The sequence below is a fragment of the Actinosynnema mirum DSM 43827 genome (assembly GCF_000023245.1).
Taxonomy (GTDB): Bacteria; Actinomycetota; Actinomycetes; order Mycobacteriales; family Pseudonocardiaceae; genus Actinosynnema; species Actinosynnema mirum.
Genome location: NC_013093.1, coordinates 3750182 through 3768160, shown reverse-complemented (window position 1 = coordinate 3768160; position 17979 = coordinate 3750182). Strand labels below are relative to the sequence as shown.

The window sequence follows — 17979 nt, the reverse complement described above, 5'->3', positions numbered from 1 at the left end:
TGACCTGCACTGACGCGCAGATCACCCCACCCGTCAACGAAACGTAAAACCGCCTGGTCACCCCGTCAAAGACCCGTCAGCACCCCGCTCACGGCGTTTTCCCCGTTGCACCCTTTTGGCGTCGCGGTCCCCACGAACGGGGGCCGCTCGGAGTCGGGAAGGGAGCACGCTCATGGCCGACCTGGCCTACGCGTCGCTGCTCATCGCTGTGTTCGGACTGCTCGTCCTCGGCATTCGCGGACTGGGGCGGCTCTGATGGGCGGCACGGGAGTCGTGGCCAACGCCGTCGGTGGCGTGCTGGCCCTGCTGCTCATCGGGTACCTGTTCGTCGCGCTGATCAGGCCGGAGAAGTTCTGATGTCCTCGACCACGGCGGGCCTGCTCCAGGTCGCCCTGCTCATCGCCGCGCTGGCCGCCGCCTACCGGCCGTTCGGCGACTACATGGCCCGCGTCTACACCGACGCCAAGCACACCAGGGTCGAGCGCCTGCTCTACCGCGCAGCCCGCGTCGACCCCGACTCGCAGCAGCGCTGGGGCACCTACGCGCAGGGCGTGCTCGGCTTCTCCCTCGTCGGCGTGGCCCTGCTGTACCTGATGCAGCGAGTGCAGCCCTGGCTGCCGTTCGACCACGACCGGGGCGCGGTCTCGCCCGGCATGGCGTTCAACACCGCCGCCTCGTTCGTGGCCAACACGAACTGGCAGTCCTACGTCCCGGAGACCGTCCTCGGCCACACCGTGCAGATGGCCGGGCTGACCGTGCAGAACTTCGTCTCCGGCGCGGTCGGCATGGCCGTCGCCGTGGCGCTGGTGCGCGGCTTCACCCGCGAGGGCTCCGACCGGCTCGGCAACTTCTGGGTCGACCTCACCAGGGGCACCCTGCGCGTCCTGCTGCCCGTGTCGTTCGTGTTCGCCATCGTGCTGGTCGCGACCGGCGTCGTGATGAGCCTGAAGGCGGGCGTGGACGTGGACGGCCAGCAGGTCGCCATCGCCCCGGCCGCCTCGCAGGAGGCCATCAAGGAGCTCGGCACCAACGGCGGCGGCATCTTCAACGCCAACTCCGCCCACCCGTTCGAGAACCCCAACGGCTGGTCGAACCTGGTCGAGATCTTCCTGATCCTGCTGATCCCGGTCTCGCTCACCCGCACCTTCGGCACCCTGGTCGGCAACCGCAAGCAGGGCTACGTGCTGCTCAGCGTCATGGGCGTGCTGTGGACCGCGATGCTCGCGGTCATCTGGGCGGCCGAGGCGCACGGCCTGCGCCCCCTGGAGGGCAAGGAGCTGCGGTTCGGCGTCCCCGGCAGCGCCCTGTTCGCCAACACCACCACCGCCACCTCCACCGGCGCGGTCAACGCCATGCACGACAGCCTCACCGGCCTGGGCGGCGGCGCGACGCTGCTGAACATGCTGTTCGGCGAGATGACGCCGGGCGGCGTCGGCACCGGCCTGTACAGCATCCTGGTGATGGCGATCATCGCGATGTTCCTGGCCGGTCTGATGGTCGGGCGCACCCCGGAGTACCTGGGCAAGAAGCTGGGCCGCCGCGAGGTGACCTGCGCCGCGCTGTCCATCCTGGCGATGCCCGCGCTGGTGCTGGTCGGCGCCGGGATCTCGGCGGTGCTGCCGTCGACGGCCGGGTACCTGAACAACCCCGGCGAGCACGGCCTGTCCGAGATCCTCTACGCCTACGCGTCGGCCTCGAACAACAACGGCAGCGCGTTCGCGGGCATCACCGTGACCAGCGACTGGTTCCAGTCCTCGCTCGGCGTCTGCATGTTGCTCGGCCGGTTCGTCCCGATCATCGCGGTGCTGTGCCTGGCCGGTTCGCTCGCCCGGCAGAAGCGCGCCCCGCGGACCGCGGGCACGCTGCCCACGGACAGCCCGCTGTTCGCCTCGCTGCTGGTCGGCGCGATCGTGCTCGTCGCCGCCCTCACCTTCGTCCCCGCCCTCGCCCTCGGCCCCATCGCGGAGGCACTGCTGTGACCACCACCGACACCCGCCGGCCCGCCCCCGAGGACACGGGCGCGCGGCCCCCGGCCAAGCCCGTCCCGTCGGGCGTGTTCGCCCCGCGCCAGCTGCTCACGTCCCTGCCGGACGCGCTGCGCAAGCTCCACCCCCGCCACCAGCTGCGCAACCCCGTGATGTTCGTGGTGTGGGCGGGCTCGGTCCTGGTCACGGTCTTCGCCGTCACCGACCCGAACCCGTTCACGATCGCGGTCGCGCTGTGGCTGTGGTTCACCGCCCTGTTCGCCAACCTCGCCGAGGCCGTCGCCGAGGGGCGCGGCAAGGCGCAGGCCGAGTCGCTGCGCAGGACGAAGACCGACGCGCTGGCCCGCCTGACCGACGGCCGCACCGTGCCCGGCACCGAGCTGAAGGTCGGCGACCTGGTCGTGGTCGAGGCCGGTGAGGTGATCCCCGGCGACGGCGACGTGGTCGAGGGCATCGCCACCGTCGACGAGTCGGCGATCACCGGCGAGTCCGCGCCCGTGGTGCGCGAGTCCGGCGGCGACCGGTGCGCGGTCACCGGCGGCACCACCGTGCTGTCGGACCGGATCGTCGTGCGCGTCACCAGCAAGCCGGGCGAGACGTTCGTGGACCGGATGATCGCGCTGGTCGAGGGCGCGCAGCGGCAGAAGACGCCGAACGAGATCGCGCTGACGATCCTGCTGTCCACGCTCACGATCATCTTCCTGCTCGCGGTGCTCGCGCTCCAGCCGTTCGCGGTGTACTCCGGCGGCGAGCAGTCGGTGATCGTGCTGACCGCGCTGCTGGTGTGCCTGATCCCCACCACGATCGGCGCGCTGCTGTCCGCGATCGGCATCGCGGGCATGGACCGCCTGGTGCAGCGCAACGTGCTGGCCACCTCGGGCCGCGCCGTCGAGGCGGCCGGTGACGTGGACACGCTGCTGCTGGACAAGACCGGCACCATCACCTGGGGCAACCGCCGCGCCACCGAGCTGATCCCCGCGCCCGGCGTCACGCTGGACGAGCTGGTGGACGCCGCCCGGTTGTCGTCGCTGGCCGACGGCACCCCCGAGGGCCGCAGCGTGGTCGAGCTGTGCGCGACCGGGCACGGCCGCTCCCCCGAGCCCACCGACGCGGAGAAGACCGGCGAGTTCGTGCCGTTCACCGCCCAGACCCGGATGAGCGGCATCGACCTGGACGGCCGCAGCGTCCGCAAGGGCGCCGCGACCGCGTTCACCCTCACCGACTCGGTCAAGTCCACGGTGGACGAGATCAGCGGCGACGGCGGCACCCCGCTGGTGGTCGCCGACGGCGAGCGGGTGCTCGGCGTGATCCGGCTGTCCGACGTGGTCAAGCCCGGCATGAAGGAGCGGTTCGCCGAGCTGCGCGCCATGGGCATCCGCACGGTCATGGTCACCGGCGACAACCCGCTGACCGCCAGGGCGATCGCGGCCGAGGCGGGGGTCGACGACTACCTCGCCGAGGCCAAGCCCGAGGACAAGATGGCCCTGATCCGCAAGGAGCAGGAGGGCGGCAAGCTGGTCGCGATGACCGGCGACGGCACCAACGACGCGCCGGCGCTGGCCCAGTCCGACGTGGGCGTGGCCATGAACACCGGCACCTCGGCCGCCAAGGAGGCCGGGAACATGGTGGACCTGGACTCCGACCCCACCAAGCTCATCGAGATCGTGGAGATCGGCAAGCAGCTGCTGATCACGCGGGGCGCGCTGACGACGTTCTCGGTCGCCAACGACCTGGCGAAGTACTTCGCGATCCTGCCCGCCATGTTCGCCGCGATCCACCCGCAGCTGGACAAGCTCAACGTCATGGGCCTGGCCACGCCGCAGTCGGCGATCCTGTCGGCGGTCATCTTCAACGCGCTGATCATCGTGGTGCTGATCCCGCTGGCGCTGCGCGGCGTGCGCTACAAGCCCTCCAGCGCGAGCTCGCTGCTGCGGCGCAACCTGCTGGTGTACGGCGTCGGCGGCATCATCACGCCGTTCGTCGGCATCTGGCTCATCGACCTGCTCGTCCGCCTCATCCCCGGAATCGGGTGAACTCCGTGAACGCGTTCGTGAAGCAGGCCCTGGCCGGTCTGCGCGTCCTGCTGGTGCTGACCGTCATCACCGGCGTGCTCTACCCCGCCGCCGTCTGGCTCGTCTCGCGGGTGCCCGGCCTGCACGCCAACGCCGAGGCCACCGGCACCGAGCTGGTCGTGGCGCCGCGCGAGGGCGACGGCTGGTTCCAGCCGCGCCCGTCGATGGCGACGCTGCCCGCGTCGGGCGGGTCCAACAAGGGCGAGCGCAACGCCGACTACGACGCGGTGATCGCCGAGCGCCGCACCGAGATCGCCCGGCGCGAGGGCGTTGCGGAGGACGCCGTGCCGCAGGACGCGGTGACCGCCTCGGCCTCCGGGCTGGACCCGCTGATCAGCGCCGAGTACGCGGCGATCCAGGTGCCGCGCGTGGCGCGGGAGCGCGGGGTGTCGGAGGACGCCGTGCGGGCGCTGGTCGCCGAGGCGTCGGTGGGCCGCTCGCTCGGGTTCGTGGGCGAGCCGGGCGTCAACGTCACCGCCCTCAACCGGGCCGTCGACGCGGCGGAGTGAGACCGACCGGGGGCCGTCCTCGCGGCGGCCCCCGGTCTTCCCCATTTCTCTGATCTCGGGAGCGGGCGGGACCGTGGACAAGCGCAAGCGCGGCGAACTGCGCATCTACCTGGGCGCGGCGCCGGGCGTCGGCAAGACCTTCGCGATGCTCGGCGAGGCGCACCGCCGCCGGGAGCGCGGCGCGGACGTCGTCGTCGCCCTGGTCGAGACGCACGGCCGCGAGCGCACCGCCACCATGGTCGACGGCCTGGAGGTGCTGCCCCGCAAGGAGGTCCAGCACCGGGGGACCACGATCACCGAGATGGACGTGGACGCGGTGCTGGCCCGCGCGCCCGAGATCGCCGTGGTGGACGAGCTGGCGCACACCAACGCCCCCGGCTCCCGCAACGCCAAGCGCTGGCAGGACGTCGAGGAGCTGCTGGACGCCGGCATCGACGTGCTGTCCACGCTCAACATCCAGCACCTGGAGTCGCTCAACGACGTGGTGCGCCGCATCACCCGCGTCGAGCAGCGCGAGACCATCCCCGACGAGGTGGTGCGCCGCGCCGAGCAGGTGGAGCTGGTCGACCTGACCCCGGAGGCGCTGCGCCGCCGCCTGGCGCACGGCAACGTCTACGCCGCGCACAAGATCGACGCCGCGCTGGGCAACTACTTCCGGGTCGGGAACCTGACCGCGCTGCGCGAGCTGGCGCTGCTGTGGGTGGCCGACCAGGTGGACGTGGCGCTCCAGCGGTACCGCACCGAGCAGCGCATCACCGACACCTGGGAGGCCCGCGAGCGGGTCGTGGTCGCGGTGACCGGCGGCGCGGAGAGCGAGACCCTGATCCGCAGGGCCCGCCGCATCGCCGCCCGCGCCGGGGCGGAGCTGCTGGTGGTGCACACCATGCGCGGCGACGGCCTCGCGGGTTCCGCGCCCGAGTCGATCGCGGTGCTGCGCAAGCTCACCGAGGACGTCGGGGCCACGTTCCACATGGTCGTCGGCGACGACGTGCCCGCCGCGCTGCTGGAGTTCGCGCGCGGCGTCAACGCCACCCAGCTCGTGCTGGGCACCTCGCGCCGCACCCGCCTGGCACGGGTGTTCGACGAGGGCATCGGCGCGGCCGTGATCGGGCAGTCCGGCAGCATCGACGTGCACATGGTCACCCACGACGAGTCGCGCCGCGCCCCGCGCTGGAAGGTCGACCGCAACCCGCTGACCGCGTCCCGCCAGGTCCTCGGCTGGTCGCTGGCGCTGCTGCTGCCGGTGCTGGTGACCGGGATCGGCATGGCGCTGCAGGAGGAGCTGGACTTCTCCACCGACCTGGTCGGGTTCTTCCTGGCCACGGTGGTGGTCGCGCTGGTCGGCGGGCTGGGCCCGGCGGTGGTGGCCGCGCTGGTGGGGGCGGTGCTGCTGAACTACTTCTTCACGCCGCCGTTCTACAGCCTCACCATCGCCACCCCGGAGAACATGCTGACGCTGGTGGTGATGGTGACCGTGGCGGTGCTGGTGGCGCTGGTGGTCGACCGGGCCGCCAGGCTGGCCGCGCAGGCCGCGCGCGCCCGCACCGAGGCCGCGCTGCTCGCCTCCTACGCGCGCACCGTGCTGACCAGCCCGCACCCGCTGGTGCGGCTGCTGGAGAAGGTGCGGGAGAACTTCGGCATGGAGTCCGTGGCGATGCTGGAGCGGGTGGACGGGCGGTGGCGGCGGGTGGCGTGCGTGGGGCCCAGGCCGTGCGACGAGCCGGACGAGGCCGACGCGGACGTGCCAGTCACGGCGGACGTGCACCTGTCGCTGCGCGGGCGCCCGCTGCCCGCCGCCGACCAGCGCGCGCTGGAGACCGCGGCCGGTCAGGCGCTGCTGGCGCTGCGGCAGCAGCGGATGGCGGTCGAGACGGCGGACGCGCAGCGGCGGGCGGCGACCACCGAGCTGCGCACCGCGATCCTGTCGGCCGTCGGCCACGACCTGCGCACCCCGCTCACGTCCATCAAGGCCGCGATCGGCAGCCTGCGCGACCCGGCGCTCGCGCTGTCCGAAGAGGACACCGGCGAGCTGCTGGAGGCCGTGGAGGTGTCGGCGGACCGGCTGGCCGGGCTGATCGACAACCTGCTCGACTCCTCCCGCCTGGCCACCGGGGCGGTCGCGCCGCTGCTGCGGCCGGTGACCTACGACGAGGTGGTCGCGCAGGCGCTGTCCGGGCTGGACGAGCGGGCGGCGGTGTCGGTGGAGGTGCCCGAGGACCTGCCGCCGGTGCTGGCGGACAGCGGCCTGCTGGAGCGGGTGGTGGCCAACGTGGTGGACAACGCGCTGCGGCACGGCCGGATGGCGCCCCGGCGGGTGGTGGACGTGGACGGCGACGGGGTGATCACCGAGCACGAGCCGGAGGTGGTGGTGCGGGCCAGCGCGCACGACGACCGGGTGGAGCTGCGCGTGGTGGACCACGGCAGCGGCGTGCCGGAGAAGTCCGCGCGGGCGGTGTTCACCCCGTTCCAGCGGCTCGGCGACCGGGACAGCACGCCGGGCGTAGGGCTGGGGCTCAGCGTGGCCAAGGGTTTCGTGGACGCGATGGGCGGCGCGATCAGCGCCGAGGACACGCCGGGCGGCGGGCTGACGATGGTGATCTCGCTGCCGGTGGCGGACGCGTGGGCGGCGGACGCCTGAGGAACAGGCGCGTGAAGGGCAGGCGCGTGAGGCCGGACCCGGTGCGGGGGCGGGGTCACCGCGCCCGCAACCGGTCGAACGCCGCCTGGCTGGCGGGATCGGCGGCGCGCATGATCACCAGCAGCTGATCGGGGTCCTGCAAGGGCTTCAACGTCTCGTACTGCACCGACAGCACCCCGACCTCCGGGTGTCGCAACGCCTTGCTGCCCCGGCCGGTCGCCATCACGTCCCGCTCGGCCCACACCCTGGCGAACTCCGGGTTCCGCGCGGTGAACTCGTCGATGAGCCCGCTCAGCGCCACGTCGTCCGGGTGCGCGGCCCACGCCGCCCGCATGTGCGCCACGCCCTCCCGCACCACCCGCTCCCGGTCGACGTAGAACTCGCGCACCTCGGGGTGCATCAGGCACAGCCACATGGAGTTGCGCCGGGCGGGCGGCAGGGTGTCGACGTCCACCAGCAGCGCGGCCAGCTCCGGGTTCCAGGCCAGGATGTCGAACCGGTGGTTGAGCAGCATCGCGGGCAGCGGCGACAGGTCGGCGACCAGCCGGGCCAGCGGCGCGACCGCCTCGGTGGTCAGCCCACCGCGCTCGGGGGGCCGCCGCCGCGCCAGGTCGAACAGGTAGGTGCGCTCGTCGGGCGCGAGCCGCAGCGCACCGGCCAGCGCCTCCACCACCTCCACCGAGGGTCGCAGCCCGCGCGCCTGCTCCAGCCGCACCACGTAGTCCACGCTCACCCCGGCCAGCTCGGCGACCTCCTCCCGGCGCAGCCCTGGGGTGCGCCGGGCCCGCTCGCGCGCGGGCAGCCCGAAGTCGCCGGGGTCCAGGCGCTCCCTGCGGCTGCGCAGGAAGGCGGCCAGCTCGCGGTTCCGGTCCACAGCGGAGGTCGTCATGCCCGCCTCAACGGCGGAGGGTGGGAAGGCTGTTCCCAGGAAGCGCTCTCCCTTACCGCGCCGGACCGCCGTGCGCAGACTCGTCCCCGGCACGAGGAACACGACCACCGGAGACGTCACATGCCGCTCACCCTGGACACCTACCGCCTGCTCGGCCGCTCCGGCCTGCGGGTCTCCCCGCTCGCGCTCGGCACGGCCACGTTCGGCGCCGAGCACGGCTGGGGAGCCGAGAAGGACGCCGCGCGGCAGCTGTTCGACGCCTACGTCGAGCGCGGCGGCAACTTCATCGACACCGCGAACACCTACACCGACGGCACTTCCGAGCGCTGGCTGGGCGAGTTCACCCGCAGCACGCGGGAAAGCCTGGTCCTGTCGACGAAGTACACGACGCTGCGCAGGCCGGGCGACCCGAACTCGGCGGGCAACCACCGCAAGAGCGTGGTGGCGTCGCTGGAGAGCAGCCTGCGCAGGCTGGGCACCGACCACGTGGACCTGCTGCACCTGCACGTGTGGGACTTCACCACCCCGGTGGAGGAGGTCCTGCGCGCGCTGGACGACCTGGTGCGCCAGGGGAAGGTGCTGCACGCGGCGATCTCGAACGCGCCCGCGTGGGAGGTCTCCCGGATGCAGGCGATCGCCGACCTGCGCGGCTGGTCCCCGCTGGTGGCGCTGCAGGTCGAGTACAACCTGGCCAACCGCGCGGCCGAGCGCGACCTGATCCCGATGGCGCGCGCGATGGGCCTCGGCGTGACCCCGTACTCGCCGCTGGCGGGCGGGCTGCTGACCGGCAAGTACGGGCGGGGCGGCGCGGCGGACAGCGCGCGGGAGGGCTTCAACGCCGCGCTGGGCCTGGTGACCGAGCGGAACCTGGCGATCGCCGAGGAGGTCGGCCGGGTGGCCGGTGAGCTGGGCCGCAGCCCGGCGCAGGTGGCGCTGGCCTGGACCTTGGGCAACCCCGCCGTGGTCGCCCCGGTCCTGGGCGCGCGGACCCCGGCGCAGCTCGCGGACAACCTGGGCGCGCTGGAGGTGGAGCTGACGGCGGAGCACCTGGCCCGCCTGGACGAGGTGAGCCGGATCGAGCTCGGCTACCCGCACGACCTGCTGGCGAGCGACCACATCCGCGCCGTCGTGCGCGGCGACCTGAAGCTGGCGCGATGAGCGCCCCTGGCGGAACGCGCGGGACCGTCCTCGTCCTGGGCGTGGGCACCGGTCTCGGCCCGGCCGTGGCCAGGCGCTTCGGGCGCGAGGGCTACCGGGTGGCCCTGGTGGCGCGCAACCGCGACCGCCTCGCCGCGCTGGCCGCTCAGCTCGCCGGGGAGGGCGTGGAGGCCGCGCCGTTCACCGCCGACCTGTCCCGCCCCGCCGAGGTCCCGGAGCTGGTCGAGCGGGTCCGGGCCCGGTTCGGCCGGATCGACGTGGTGGTGTTCGCGCCGCTGGACCTGGCCGGGTTCACCCCCGCAGCCGAGCTGACCGCGCAGGCGGCGGGCAGGCTGGTGGACCTGTACTACCTGACCCCGGTGGCGCTCGTGCGGGCCGTGCTGGACGAGCTGCGCGGCGGCGGCAGCGTCCTGATCGCCCAGAGCGTGTCCGCGACCGAGCCCGCCCCCGACCTGAGCGGCATCGGCCCGGCGATGGCGGCCACCCGCAACTACGCGCAGAGCCTGGCGGCGGAGGTGGCGCGGCACGGCGTGCACGTGGCCACGCTCCAGATCGGCGGGATGATCACCGGGAGCGCCGTGCACGCCGCGCTGCGGTCCGGCGCGATCGACCCGGACGTGGACTTCCCGGAGCTGGACCCCGCCGACGTGGCGGAGGAGCTGTGGCGCTCGCACACCGCGCGCGACCGCCCGGACGGCCGGTTCCCGCCGCTCGGGTAGCGCTCGGCTGGCGCTCACCCGCCGGTCGGGACGGCCGCCCCGACCGGCGGGTGGGCCGCGCGCCGCAGCTCCCGCCGCGCCAGCGCCACCAGGAAGCCCAGTCCCAGCAGCGCGTAGGCGTCGCCCACGAGGTGCTGCCACCACGCCCAGGCCAGCTCCACGTCCCCGGTCCTGGGCAGCAGCCAGTGCGGCCCCACCAGCAGCACCGCCCCGACCACGAGTCGGGCGCGGCCGTGCAGCAGGAGCAGCGCGGGCGCGGCCCACACCCAGTGGTGCGACCAGGACACCGGTGACACCAGCACCCCGGCGGCGGCCGTGGCCACCACGGCGGTGAGGTCGTCGCGCACCCCTCGCAGCACGACGACCAGCAGCGCCAGCACCACCGCGCACGCCGCGAACCACAGCGGCCCGTCGAGCCCGAGCCGCACCAGCACGCCCTTGGCCGACTGGTTGCCCGCGTAGGGCAGCCCGCCCACGCGGTCCGGGTCGACCACGGCGGAGGTCCAGAACACCACCGAGTCGCGCGGCGCGAGGGACCAGCCCAGCACGGCGCACCCGGCGAAGGTCGCCGCCGCCGTCAGCGCGGCCCGGAAGTCCTTGCGGGACAGCAGGAACAGCACGAAGATCGCGGGCGTGAGCTTGACCGACGCGGCGATCCCGAGCAGCAGCCCGCGCGGCCACGGCGGGCGCGGCAGCAGGCAGTCCGCCGCCACGAGGGCGAGCAGCAGCAGGTTCACCTGCCCCAGCTCCAGGGTCCCGCGCACCGGTTCCAGCAGCAGGCACGCGGACGCCAGCCACAGCCCGCGCTCCCGCTCCCCCGCCGCGAGCACGCACACCCACCCGAGCAGCGCGACCCCGGCGGCGGTCCACAGCCCCACGACCACCGGCCACGGCGGCAGCACGAGCGGCGCGAACAGCGCGGCGGCGAACGGCGGGTAGGTGAACGGCAGCCCGTGCGGACCGGGGAACGCGGCCCCGTACAGCTCCCCGCCGTCCAGCCACACCCGCCCGCCGGTCAGGTAGACCCGCAGGTCCAGCAGCGAGGCGCTCACCCCGCGCCAGAGGAAGACGACGACCACGACCGCCGCGCACCCCGCCCACACCCGTCCGGCCGTGATCCCCTTGCGGGCCAGGGCGTTCCGCACGCTCACACCGGAGCCCCGGACCGCCGCGCGGCCCGCTCCCCCGCCAGGACCAACGCCCCGAGCCCGACCGCGATCGCCGCGCCGAGGGAGTTGTTCAGCAGGTCCTGGGTCTCGCAGATGCCGCGCTCGGTGAGCGGCTGCACCAGCTCGATCACCGCGCTCAGCCCGATCGCCGCCCCGAGCACCTGCCACGCCGCGCCGGTGGCCAGCACCGCGAAGAACGCGGCGGGCGCGAACAGCAGCACGTTCAGCATCTCGTTGCCGAGGTCGAACGAGAACCCCCTGACGGTGCAGAACTCCGCGTGCTCGCTCCCGCTGTAGATCGACGCCCACTCCGGCACCTGCCTGGACAGCGTCACCCCGAGCACGAGCCCGACCCCGAGCCCGGCGAGCGCGCCCGGCGCCCGCCGCCACCCCCACCGCCGCGCGACCCACCACCCGATGGCCGCGAGCAGCACCGGACCCACCACGATCCCGACCGCCATCGACGGCGTGCGCAGCAGGTACAGCGCGCTGTCCACCAGACCACCCAGCGACCCCATCACGTCGCCCACCCCTCTCCTCCGATGTGGACGATCATCACGCCGGAGGGGGTCGCGCCGGATCGGTCGCGGGGCCGGGAAAGCGCGCTGCGGGGCCGATTCCGCCTCGGCCGATCGGCCGAGGACGGGGAGCGGAGGCAGCGGGGCGGAGGGCGGCGGGGCGGAGGGCGGCGGCCAGGGCGTGAAGGGCCCGGCGGTGCGGCGGGGCGATGGCCGGGGTGTGAAGGGCCTCGGCGGTGCGGCGGCCCGGACGCGCAGGGGCCCCGGCGGTGCGAACACCGCCGGGGCCGGGAGGGGGAACCGCTGCCGGAGCCCGCTGCCGGAGCCCGCTGCCGCTGCCCGCTACCGGGCGTGGGGCGTCAGCCGCTCGTGCAGCCGAGCACCGGTTTCCCCGGCGTGCCGGGCGCGGTCCCGAGGAACCCGAAGGTGGTGCTGCCCCCGGCCGCCACCGCGCCGTTGTGCGCGGCGTTCCTGGCGGTCACCGAGCCGCCCTGGGCGGTCACGGTCGCGTTCCAGGACTGGGTGACCGACTCGCCGGCGCCCGCCGTCCACGTCACCGCCCACGAGCTGATCGGCGCGCTCCCCGCGGTCACCCTGACCTCGGCCTGGAACCCGCCCTGCCACTGGTTGGTCACCGAGTAGGTCGCCGTGCACCCGGCCCCGCCCGGCGGGTTGTCCGTGCCGCCGCCCCACCCGGCGGAGGAGTCCAGCCAGGCGACCCGGCGCAGCAGCCAGTCCCGCACGTGCTGCACCTGCCCCTGCCAGGTGGGCGCGGTCGGCGTGACGAAGAAGCCGACGGTGGGCGCGGTCAGGTTGGGCCACCGCTGGAAGTTGCGCGCCGCGCCGTTCGCGAGCGGGCGCGTCAGGGCGTCGATCCGGCCCTGCAGCGCGGAGTCCGCGAGCGGGCCCCGGCGCAGCTCCTGCCAGCGGGCCTTGACCTGCGCCACGAACGCCGGGTCGCGCAGCAGCTGCGGGAACCAGTCGTTCGGCATCGGCTGGCGGGTCTGCTGGTGCTGCCAGCCCGCGACCTGGTCGTTCTGGAAGTAGCCGCCCACGCCGAAGCTGAGGTCGAAGTCCCACAGCGGCCCGGCGACGATCTTGCCGTCGCGGTCCTTGTGGAAGTAGGAGCTGCGGACGTAGGCGTCCATGTTGCGGCTGACCTCGTTGACGATCAGGTGGTCGACGAACGAGGGCACGTCGAGGTACGCCCGGTACCCGGTGGCGGGGTCGGCGGAGTTCGGCGCGCGCAGGACGTCGTTGAACGCCTTCAGGTGCGCGCGCAACCAGTCCTTCTGGGCGGGGTTCGGCGAGGACGGGTCGACCAGCTCCAGGTAGCTCCAGCACGCGTTCCCGGTGCAGGGCAGCGTGGGCTCCTCGGCGGCCATCCACTCGAACTTCCAGATGTACCCGCCCTGGATCCGGGGCGTGGTGGTGTCTTCCTCCTTGAGCTTCTTGAGGTCCAGCCGGTTCTTGGTGTTCTTGATCGTCTCCACGATCATGTAGACGCCCTGGTAGTCGTTCGCCCCGACCGGTCCGGCGTCGGTGTTGACGTACAGCTCGGCGAACGCGTGGCGCGGGGCCTTCAGCCCCAGCTCCCGGCCGAGGTCGTAGACCAGGGCCTCGCGGACCAGCGACTTGTCCGGGAACGGGCCGCGCAGCACCCAGTCCGAGTCGGCGGGCATCCCGAGCACCGGGTGGTCGGCGTCGTCGCCCGCGTTGTCGTGGAACTCCAGGCGGTACGGGGTCTTGTCGAACGAGGCCGAGGACTGGCCGCGCAGCTTGGCCCCGGCGCGGGTGGCGACGGCGGGGGCGGACGCGAGCGAGGTCGTGCCGCCTGCGCCCGGCTGGAAGACCATGGTGGTGGAGTCGAGGTACTCCCGGCCGGGTTTGCCCGCGCCGTAGGTGTCGACCAGGACCACCGGCAGGTCGTGGGCGGTGGCGGTGTCGCGGGCGACGTACATGGCCGTTCCCGTGGCGCCGGAGGCGGTCGCGCCGGTGAAGGGCCGCGCGCGCAGCTGGGTGGTGCGGGTGAAGCGCAGCGGGGTTCCCTGGTACAGCGGGGACTGCGCGGTGGGGAGGGCGCCGTCGGTGGTGTAGCGCAGCTGGGCGCCCGCGACCGGGGTCGACAGCGACACCGACACCTGACTCTGGAAAGTGCCGCTGGGCGTGGAGAACACCACGTCGCCGACCAGGTCCTCGGCCGCGGTCGAGGAGGTGGCGGGCGCGGGCGGGGGTGCGGCGGCGGGGGGTGCGGGGGCGCCGGCCCCGGTGAGTGGCGCGGCGGTGGCGGGGTGCGGGAGTGCGAGTGCGGTGAGCAGCACGAGCGCGGTGGTGGTGCGGGCGGTGGCCGTGGCGGCGCTGCCACGGGAGGTCACGCGCACGATGCCTCCTGTTCGACTTCGGCGTGATCGGTGGTCGCGGCGTGGTCGGTGGTCGGGGTGTGATCGGTGGGCGCGGCCTGGAAGTGGCGGCGCAGGGTCCTGCGCCACGGCGCGGCGGGCAGGTCCACGCGCAGCGCGGCCAACCCGGTGGCGTACTTGGAGATCCGCGCCGGGCGGGTGCCCTCCTGCCACAGCGCGCGGTCGACGGCGGTCGCGGCCGACGCGGTCTTCGTCTCGACCACGGCGAGCCCCGGCAGCCGCAGCTCGCGCCCGGCGGCGCGCCAGCGCAGCCCGGTGTCGACGGTGACGCGGCTGGCCCCGCCGGGCAGCAGCAGGGTGGCGCGGTCGTAGTCGGTGACCAGGACCGGGTCGAGCGCGGCGCCCTCGCGCAGGTCGAACGACTCGCGGGCCAGCGCCTCGTCGACGAAGTCCCGGCCGGGACGCACGGCGTCGCGGTCGCCGGGGCGGTACGGCAGGCGGTGCTTGGTGGTGCTGCCGCGCGCGCCGCTGACCTTGACCTCCAGCCAGCACTGCGCGGAGTCCAGGTAGGTGCGGGTGCGGACCTTGAACCGCCTGCGCCTGCGGTGCGCCGCGCGGTGGTAGCTGAGCAGCCCCGGCGTGTCGAAGTACACCGACTGGTAGCGGAACGAGCGCGCGCCGTCGACGTCGAGGACCCTGGCGTCGGCGGCGAACCGCTCCAGCAGGCGCGGCAGCGCCGCCGAGGGGACGAGGTACTTGCGGTCGACCCTGGTCTGGAGCGCCGCGCGGTCGACCAGCTCGGCGAGCCCGACCGGGGCGAGCCGGGCGAGCGCGCCCGCCAGGGACGGGGCGGTCACCGGCGCACCCCAGCCCCGGCGGCGAGACCGGCGGCGGACCCGGAAGCGGGCTCGGAAGCGGACTCCGGCTCGGTCACCGCGTAGCGCACGTCCACCACCGTGGTCTCGTTGACCAGGTCGAGCCGCTGCACGAACACGGTGTGCACCCGCGCGCGCAGCAGCCGCTCCAGGTGGGAGACGAGCGCGGCGCGGTCGGTGAACGCCGAGTCCAGGACGAGCACCTGGTGCCGGTAGCCGCGGAACAGCCGCCGGTGGTCGGCGAGGAACATGACGGCGACGATGAGCGCCATCAGCCCGCCGTTGAGCCAGGCCGAGGTGGTGCCGAGCGCGCCGAGGATGCCCAGCGCCAGCGCGCAGAAGTAGTAGGCGACCTCGTGCTGGTCCAGCTCGGTGGAGCGCAGGCGGATGATGGACAGCACGCCGAACAGCGCCATGCCCAGGCCCAGCCCCGCGCCGACGTCGCTGGAGCTGAGCGCGCTGGCCACGGCGAGCACGCCGATGTTGACGCCCAGGTAGGCGACGACCAGGTCGCGGCGGCGGTAGCGCGGGAAGTACAGCCCGAAGACGAGCAGCGCCACCGCGCAGAGGTCGATGGTGAACAGGATCAGTCGTGGCATCTCGTGCGCTCCTCCTGAGCCGCTGCCGGGTCCGCGGGGCGGTCGCTAAAGTTTCGATTATTCATGGAAACTTTCGACATCTGGCGGAAACGATAGGGCGCGCTGAGGTGTCCCGTCAATGAACGCGAAACTGCTGCCGCGTATCAAAAGGCGCAGCACACCGCCGTGATAGAAGGATCTTAGGCCGACAGGACCATGGTGCGCCGAAGCACGAACCATTCGTCGATCATGCTAAAACTTTCGAAAGTTTCGAGCGCATTCGGCGGTTGACGCGGAGGACGGCACGACGATCAGGGCTCGACCAGCCGGGCCCGGAACGCCCAGGCCGCCAGCTCCACCCGGTTCCGCGCCCCGGTCTTGCCCTGCGCCGCCGCCAGGTGCGTCTTGACCGTGGACAGCGACAGGTGCAGCGCGTCCCCGATCTCCCGGTTGCCCAGCCCGCGCGCCACCTCCCGCACCACGTCCCGCTCGCGCGGCGTGAGCAGCCCGACGTCCACCGAGGCCGAGGGCCTGGTCCAGCTGCGCAGCACCCGCAGCGTCACGTCCGGCGAGATCAGCACGTCCCCGCGCGCCGCGGCCCGCACCGACTCCACCAGCAGCGCGGGCCCGGCGTCCTTGGTGAGGAACCCGCTCGCCCCGTTCTCCAGCGCCCGGTGCAGGTTCTCGTCGGTGTCGAACGTGGTCACCACGACCACCTTCGCCTGCGGCGCCAGCAGCTCGGTCACCCGCAGCCCGTCCAGCCCCGGCATCCTGATGTCCACCAGGCACACGTCCGGCCGCAGCTCGCGCGCCCGCCGCACCGCCGCCTCCCCGTCCGCGACGTCGGCCACGACGGTGATGTCGTCCTGCGCGTCCAGGATCATCCGGAACCCGGCGCGCACCATCTCGTGGTCGTCCGCGACCAGCACGCTGATCACGCCCGCACCACCAGGGGCAGCTCGGCCGACACGACCCAGCCGCCGGGCGTGGGCCCGGCGTGGAACCGCCCGCCGAGCAGCTCCACCCGCTCGCGCATCCCCACGATCCCGAAACCGCCCCTGCCGAAGGAAGCCGGCTCCCCGCAGTCCACGACGGACACCGTGACGACCGTCGGCTCGCGCACCACCTCCACCACCACCTCGCCGGGGTCGCGGGCGTGCTTGCGCACGTTGGTCAGCCCCTCCTGCACCAGGCGCAGCACCGACCGCCCCAGCTCCGGCGGCACGGGCGCGGGCAGCTCGACCGCCACCCGCACCGGCAGCCCGGACTCGCGCGCCCGCCCCACCAGCGCCCGCAGGTCGGCCTCCAGGTCGGCGGTCGCCGCGTCCTCCTTGCCGCGCAACGCCCCCACGAGCCTGCGCATCGCGCCGACCGCGTCCGTCCCGCCGTCCACGATGGCGGGCAGCGCGCGCCGCGCGGCGTCCGGGTCCCGCTCCCCCACCACGAGCGCGGCCTGCGCCTGCACCAGCATCCCGGTCACGTGGTGCGCCACCACGTCGTGCAGCTCGCGCGCGATGTCCAGGCGCTCCTCCACCCGCACCCGCTCCAGCGCGACGGCGCGCTCCCGGTCGTGCGAGCGCAGCAGCAGCCCGACGAGCACGGCCAGCGCCAGCAGCAGCCCGATCACCGCCCACCCGCCCGCGAAGGGGCGCACCGAGCCGTCCGGCAGGCGTTCGAACACCCCCTCGACCCCGCGCACCCTGAGCGCGTGCGCGAGCAGCAGCGCCAGGGCCGCGACGCACCCCGCCGCGACGCGCGGACGCGCGACCCGGACCACCGAGGCGAGCAGCACGGCGAACGCGACCGTCTCCGGGAAGGTCAGCGGCCCGAGCGGCCACTCGAACCCGTCCACGCCGGCCACCCCCGCGCCGGGCAGCAGGAGGGCGCGGGTGAACCCGGCGAAGATCCCGGTGACCGCGAACGAGGCCCCCAGCGCCACCGCCGTGGCGGGCGCGGGCCACCGCGACGCGAGGAGCGCCGCCGCGCACACCGCGGCGAGGAGGCACAGCACGAGCGCGCCGCGCAGGCCCAGCGGCCACCCGACCCACGCCTGCGCGGCCAGCAGGCCCGACACCACGACGAGCGGCCACCACTTCACGACTCCCGGCACGCGCACGATCCTCGCGCACGCGCCCCCGCGCGCACGTCGGCCCCGCGGCCGGACGGGGTCGGCCGATCGGCCGATGCCCGCTGCGCGCGGCTCGGGCGTGGAGCAGACTGGGTGCTCCGGTGATCGTCGGTGTTCTCGGAGAGGGGTGGCGCGGTGGGCAAGAGCGAGTGGCCGGAGCTGGTGGGCGCGTCGGCGGACCAGGTGGTCGCCTCGATCAGGGCCGAGCTCCCCGGCCGCGAGGTCGTGGTGGTGCCGGAGGGCTCGTTCGTGACCATGGACTACCGGGAGGACCGCGTGCGCGTGTTCGTCACCGCCGACGGCCGGGTGGCCGAGGTGCCCAGGGTCGGGTGAGGCGGCGTTCCCCGGTGCGGCCGGGGATCCCACCCCGACCGCACCGGG

The 17979-nt window shown here is 74.0% G+C and carries 16 protein-coding genes; 8 read left to right on the top strand and 8 right to left on the bottom strand.

The features are described 5' to 3' along the window. Positions 1–255: 255 nt before the first annotated feature. From kdpF to AMIR_RS16140, 5 genes are all read left to right on the top strand, one after another. Complete coding sequence (gene kdpF / locus AMIR_RS16160; protein ID WP_015802029.1) at positions 256–357, top strand: K(+)-transporting ATPase subunit F; 102 nt, start codon at positions 256–258, stop codon at positions 355–357. Beyond that, positions 357–1979 (top strand): potassium-transporting ATPase subunit KdpA, encoded by a 1623-nt coding sequence (kdpA, locus tag AMIR_RS16155; protein WP_015802028.1) that lies wholly within the window; start codon positions 357–359, stop codon positions 1977–1979. Before kdpF ends, kdpA begins: the two co-directional genes overlap by 1 nt. Continuing rightward, on the top strand, positions 1976–4018 hold the full coding sequence (gene kdpB / locus AMIR_RS16150) for a potassium-transporting ATPase subunit KdpB (protein WP_015802027.1): 2043 nt from the start codon (positions 1976–1978) through the stop codon (positions 4016–4018). The genes kdpA and kdpB overlap by 4 nt, the downstream gene beginning before the upstream one ends. A gap of 5 nt (positions 4019–4023) precedes the next feature. Beyond that, positions 4024–4566 carry a potassium-transporting ATPase subunit C gene (locus AMIR_RS16145; RefSeq protein WP_041837872.1) on the top strand — a complete coding sequence of 181 codons (543 nt, stop codon included), beginning with the start codon at positions 4024–4026 and terminating at the stop codon, positions 4564–4566. A gap of 73 nt (positions 4567–4639) precedes the next feature. Then, positions 4640–7204 carry a sensor histidine kinase gene (locus AMIR_RS16140; RefSeq protein WP_015802025.1) on the top strand — a complete coding sequence of 855 codons (2565 nt, stop codon included), beginning with the start codon at positions 4640–4642 and terminating at the stop codon, positions 7202–7204. Between the two features lie 55 nt (positions 7205–7259). Here AMIR_RS16140 and AMIR_RS16135 read toward each other — a convergent pair whose 3' ends face one another. Next, a complete protein-coding gene (locus AMIR_RS16135; protein WP_015802024.1) occupies positions 7260–8093 on the bottom strand; it encodes a helix-turn-helix domain-containing protein in 834 nt (277 codons plus the stop codon). Between the two features lie 120 nt (positions 8094–8213). On the opposite strand from AMIR_RS16135, the gene AMIR_RS16130 reads away from it, so the two are divergent. Together AMIR_RS16130 and AMIR_RS16125 are read left to right on the top strand one after the other, a co-directional pair. Beyond that, positions 8214–9251 carry an aldo/keto reductase gene (locus AMIR_RS16130; RefSeq protein WP_015802023.1) on the top strand — a complete coding sequence of 346 codons (1038 nt, stop codon included), beginning with the start codon at positions 8214–8216 and terminating at the stop codon, positions 9249–9251. Continuing rightward, positions 9248–9970, top strand: coding sequence for an SDR family NAD(P)-dependent oxidoreductase (locus tag AMIR_RS16125; RefSeq protein WP_015802022.1), 723 nt, complete (start codon positions 9248–9250; stop codon positions 9968–9970). The genes AMIR_RS16130 and AMIR_RS16125 overlap by 4 nt, the downstream gene beginning before the upstream one ends. Before the next feature lie 14 nt (positions 9971–9984). On the opposite strand, the gene AMIR_RS16120 is transcribed toward AMIR_RS16125, so the two are convergent. From AMIR_RS16120 to AMIR_RS16090, 7 genes are all read right to left on the bottom strand, one after another. Beyond that, the gene (locus AMIR_RS16120; RefSeq protein ID WP_143760746.1) at positions 9985–11115 is read right to left on the bottom strand and encodes a glycosyltransferase 87 family protein; all 1131 of its coding nucleotides are present in this window, start codon (positions 11113–11115) and stop codon (positions 9985–9987) included. Between the two features lie 2 nt (positions 11116–11117). Beyond that, entirely contained in the window at positions 11118–11669 is a 552-nt protein-coding gene (locus AMIR_RS16115) for a VanZ family protein (RefSeq protein WP_015802020.1), read from the bottom strand. A gap of 347 nt (positions 11670–12016) precedes the next feature. After that, positions 12017–14038 carry a CotH kinase family protein gene (locus AMIR_RS16110; protein ID WP_015802019.1) on the bottom strand — a complete coding sequence of 674 codons (2022 nt, stop codon included), beginning with the start codon at positions 14036–14038 and terminating at the stop codon, positions 12017–12019. Further along, a complete protein-coding gene (locus AMIR_RS16105) occupies positions 14029–14874 on the bottom strand; it encodes a polyphosphate polymerase domain-containing protein (RefSeq protein ID WP_015802018.1) in 846 nt (281 codons plus the stop codon). Before AMIR_RS16105 ends, AMIR_RS16110 begins: the two co-directional genes overlap by 10 nt. Next, positions 14871–15491, bottom strand: coding sequence for a DUF4956 domain-containing protein (locus AMIR_RS16100; protein WP_015802017.1), 621 nt, complete (start codon positions 15489–15491; stop codon positions 14871–14873). Before AMIR_RS16100 ends, AMIR_RS16105 begins: the two co-directional genes overlap by 4 nt. Before the next feature lie 290 nt (positions 15492–15781). Continuing rightward, positions 15782–16408 carry a response regulator gene (locus tag AMIR_RS16095; RefSeq protein ID WP_015802016.1) on the bottom strand — a complete coding sequence of 209 codons (627 nt, stop codon included), beginning with the start codon at positions 16406–16408 and terminating at the stop codon, positions 15782–15784. Then, a complete protein-coding gene (locus tag AMIR_RS16090) occupies positions 16405–17580 on the bottom strand; it encodes a sensor histidine kinase (protein WP_015802015.1) in 1176 nt (391 codons plus the stop codon). Before AMIR_RS16090 ends, AMIR_RS16095 begins: the two co-directional genes overlap by 4 nt. A gap of 153 nt (positions 17581–17733) precedes the next feature. Between AMIR_RS16090 and AMIR_RS16085 the strand changes: the two genes are divergently transcribed. After that, positions 17734–17931, top strand: a complete 198-nt coding sequence (locus AMIR_RS16085; RefSeq protein ID WP_222840734.1) for a serine protease inhibitor — start codon at positions 17734–17736, stop codon at positions 17929–17931. Positions 17932–17979 lie beyond the last annotated feature (48 nt).

What these genes read in the sequence shown, in the direction of transcription:
- kdpF (WP_015802029.1), top strand. Translation starts at nt 256, where the DNA reads ATGGGCGGCACGGGAGTCGTGGCCAACGCCGTCGGTGGCGTGCTGGCC.
- kdpA (WP_015802028.1), top strand. Translation starts at nt 357, where the DNA reads ATGTCCTCGACCACGGCGGGCCTGCTCCAGGTCGCCCTGCTCATCGCC.
- AMIR_RS16135 (WP_015802024.1), bottom strand. Translation starts at nt 8,093, where the DNA reads ATGACGACCTCCGCTGTGGACCGGAACCGCGAGCTGGCCGCCTTCCTG.
- AMIR_RS16130 (WP_015802023.1), top strand. Translation starts at nt 8,214, where the DNA reads ATGCCGCTCACCCTGGACACCTACCGCCTGCTCGGCCGCTCCGGCCTG.
- AMIR_RS16125 (WP_015802022.1), top strand. Translation starts at nt 9,248, where the DNA reads ATGAGCGCCCCTGGCGGAACGCGCGGGACCGTCCTCGTCCTGGGCGTG.
- AMIR_RS16100 (WP_015802017.1), bottom strand. Translation starts at nt 15,491, where the DNA reads ATGCCACGACTGATCCTGTTCACCATCGACCTCTGCGCGGTGGCGCTG.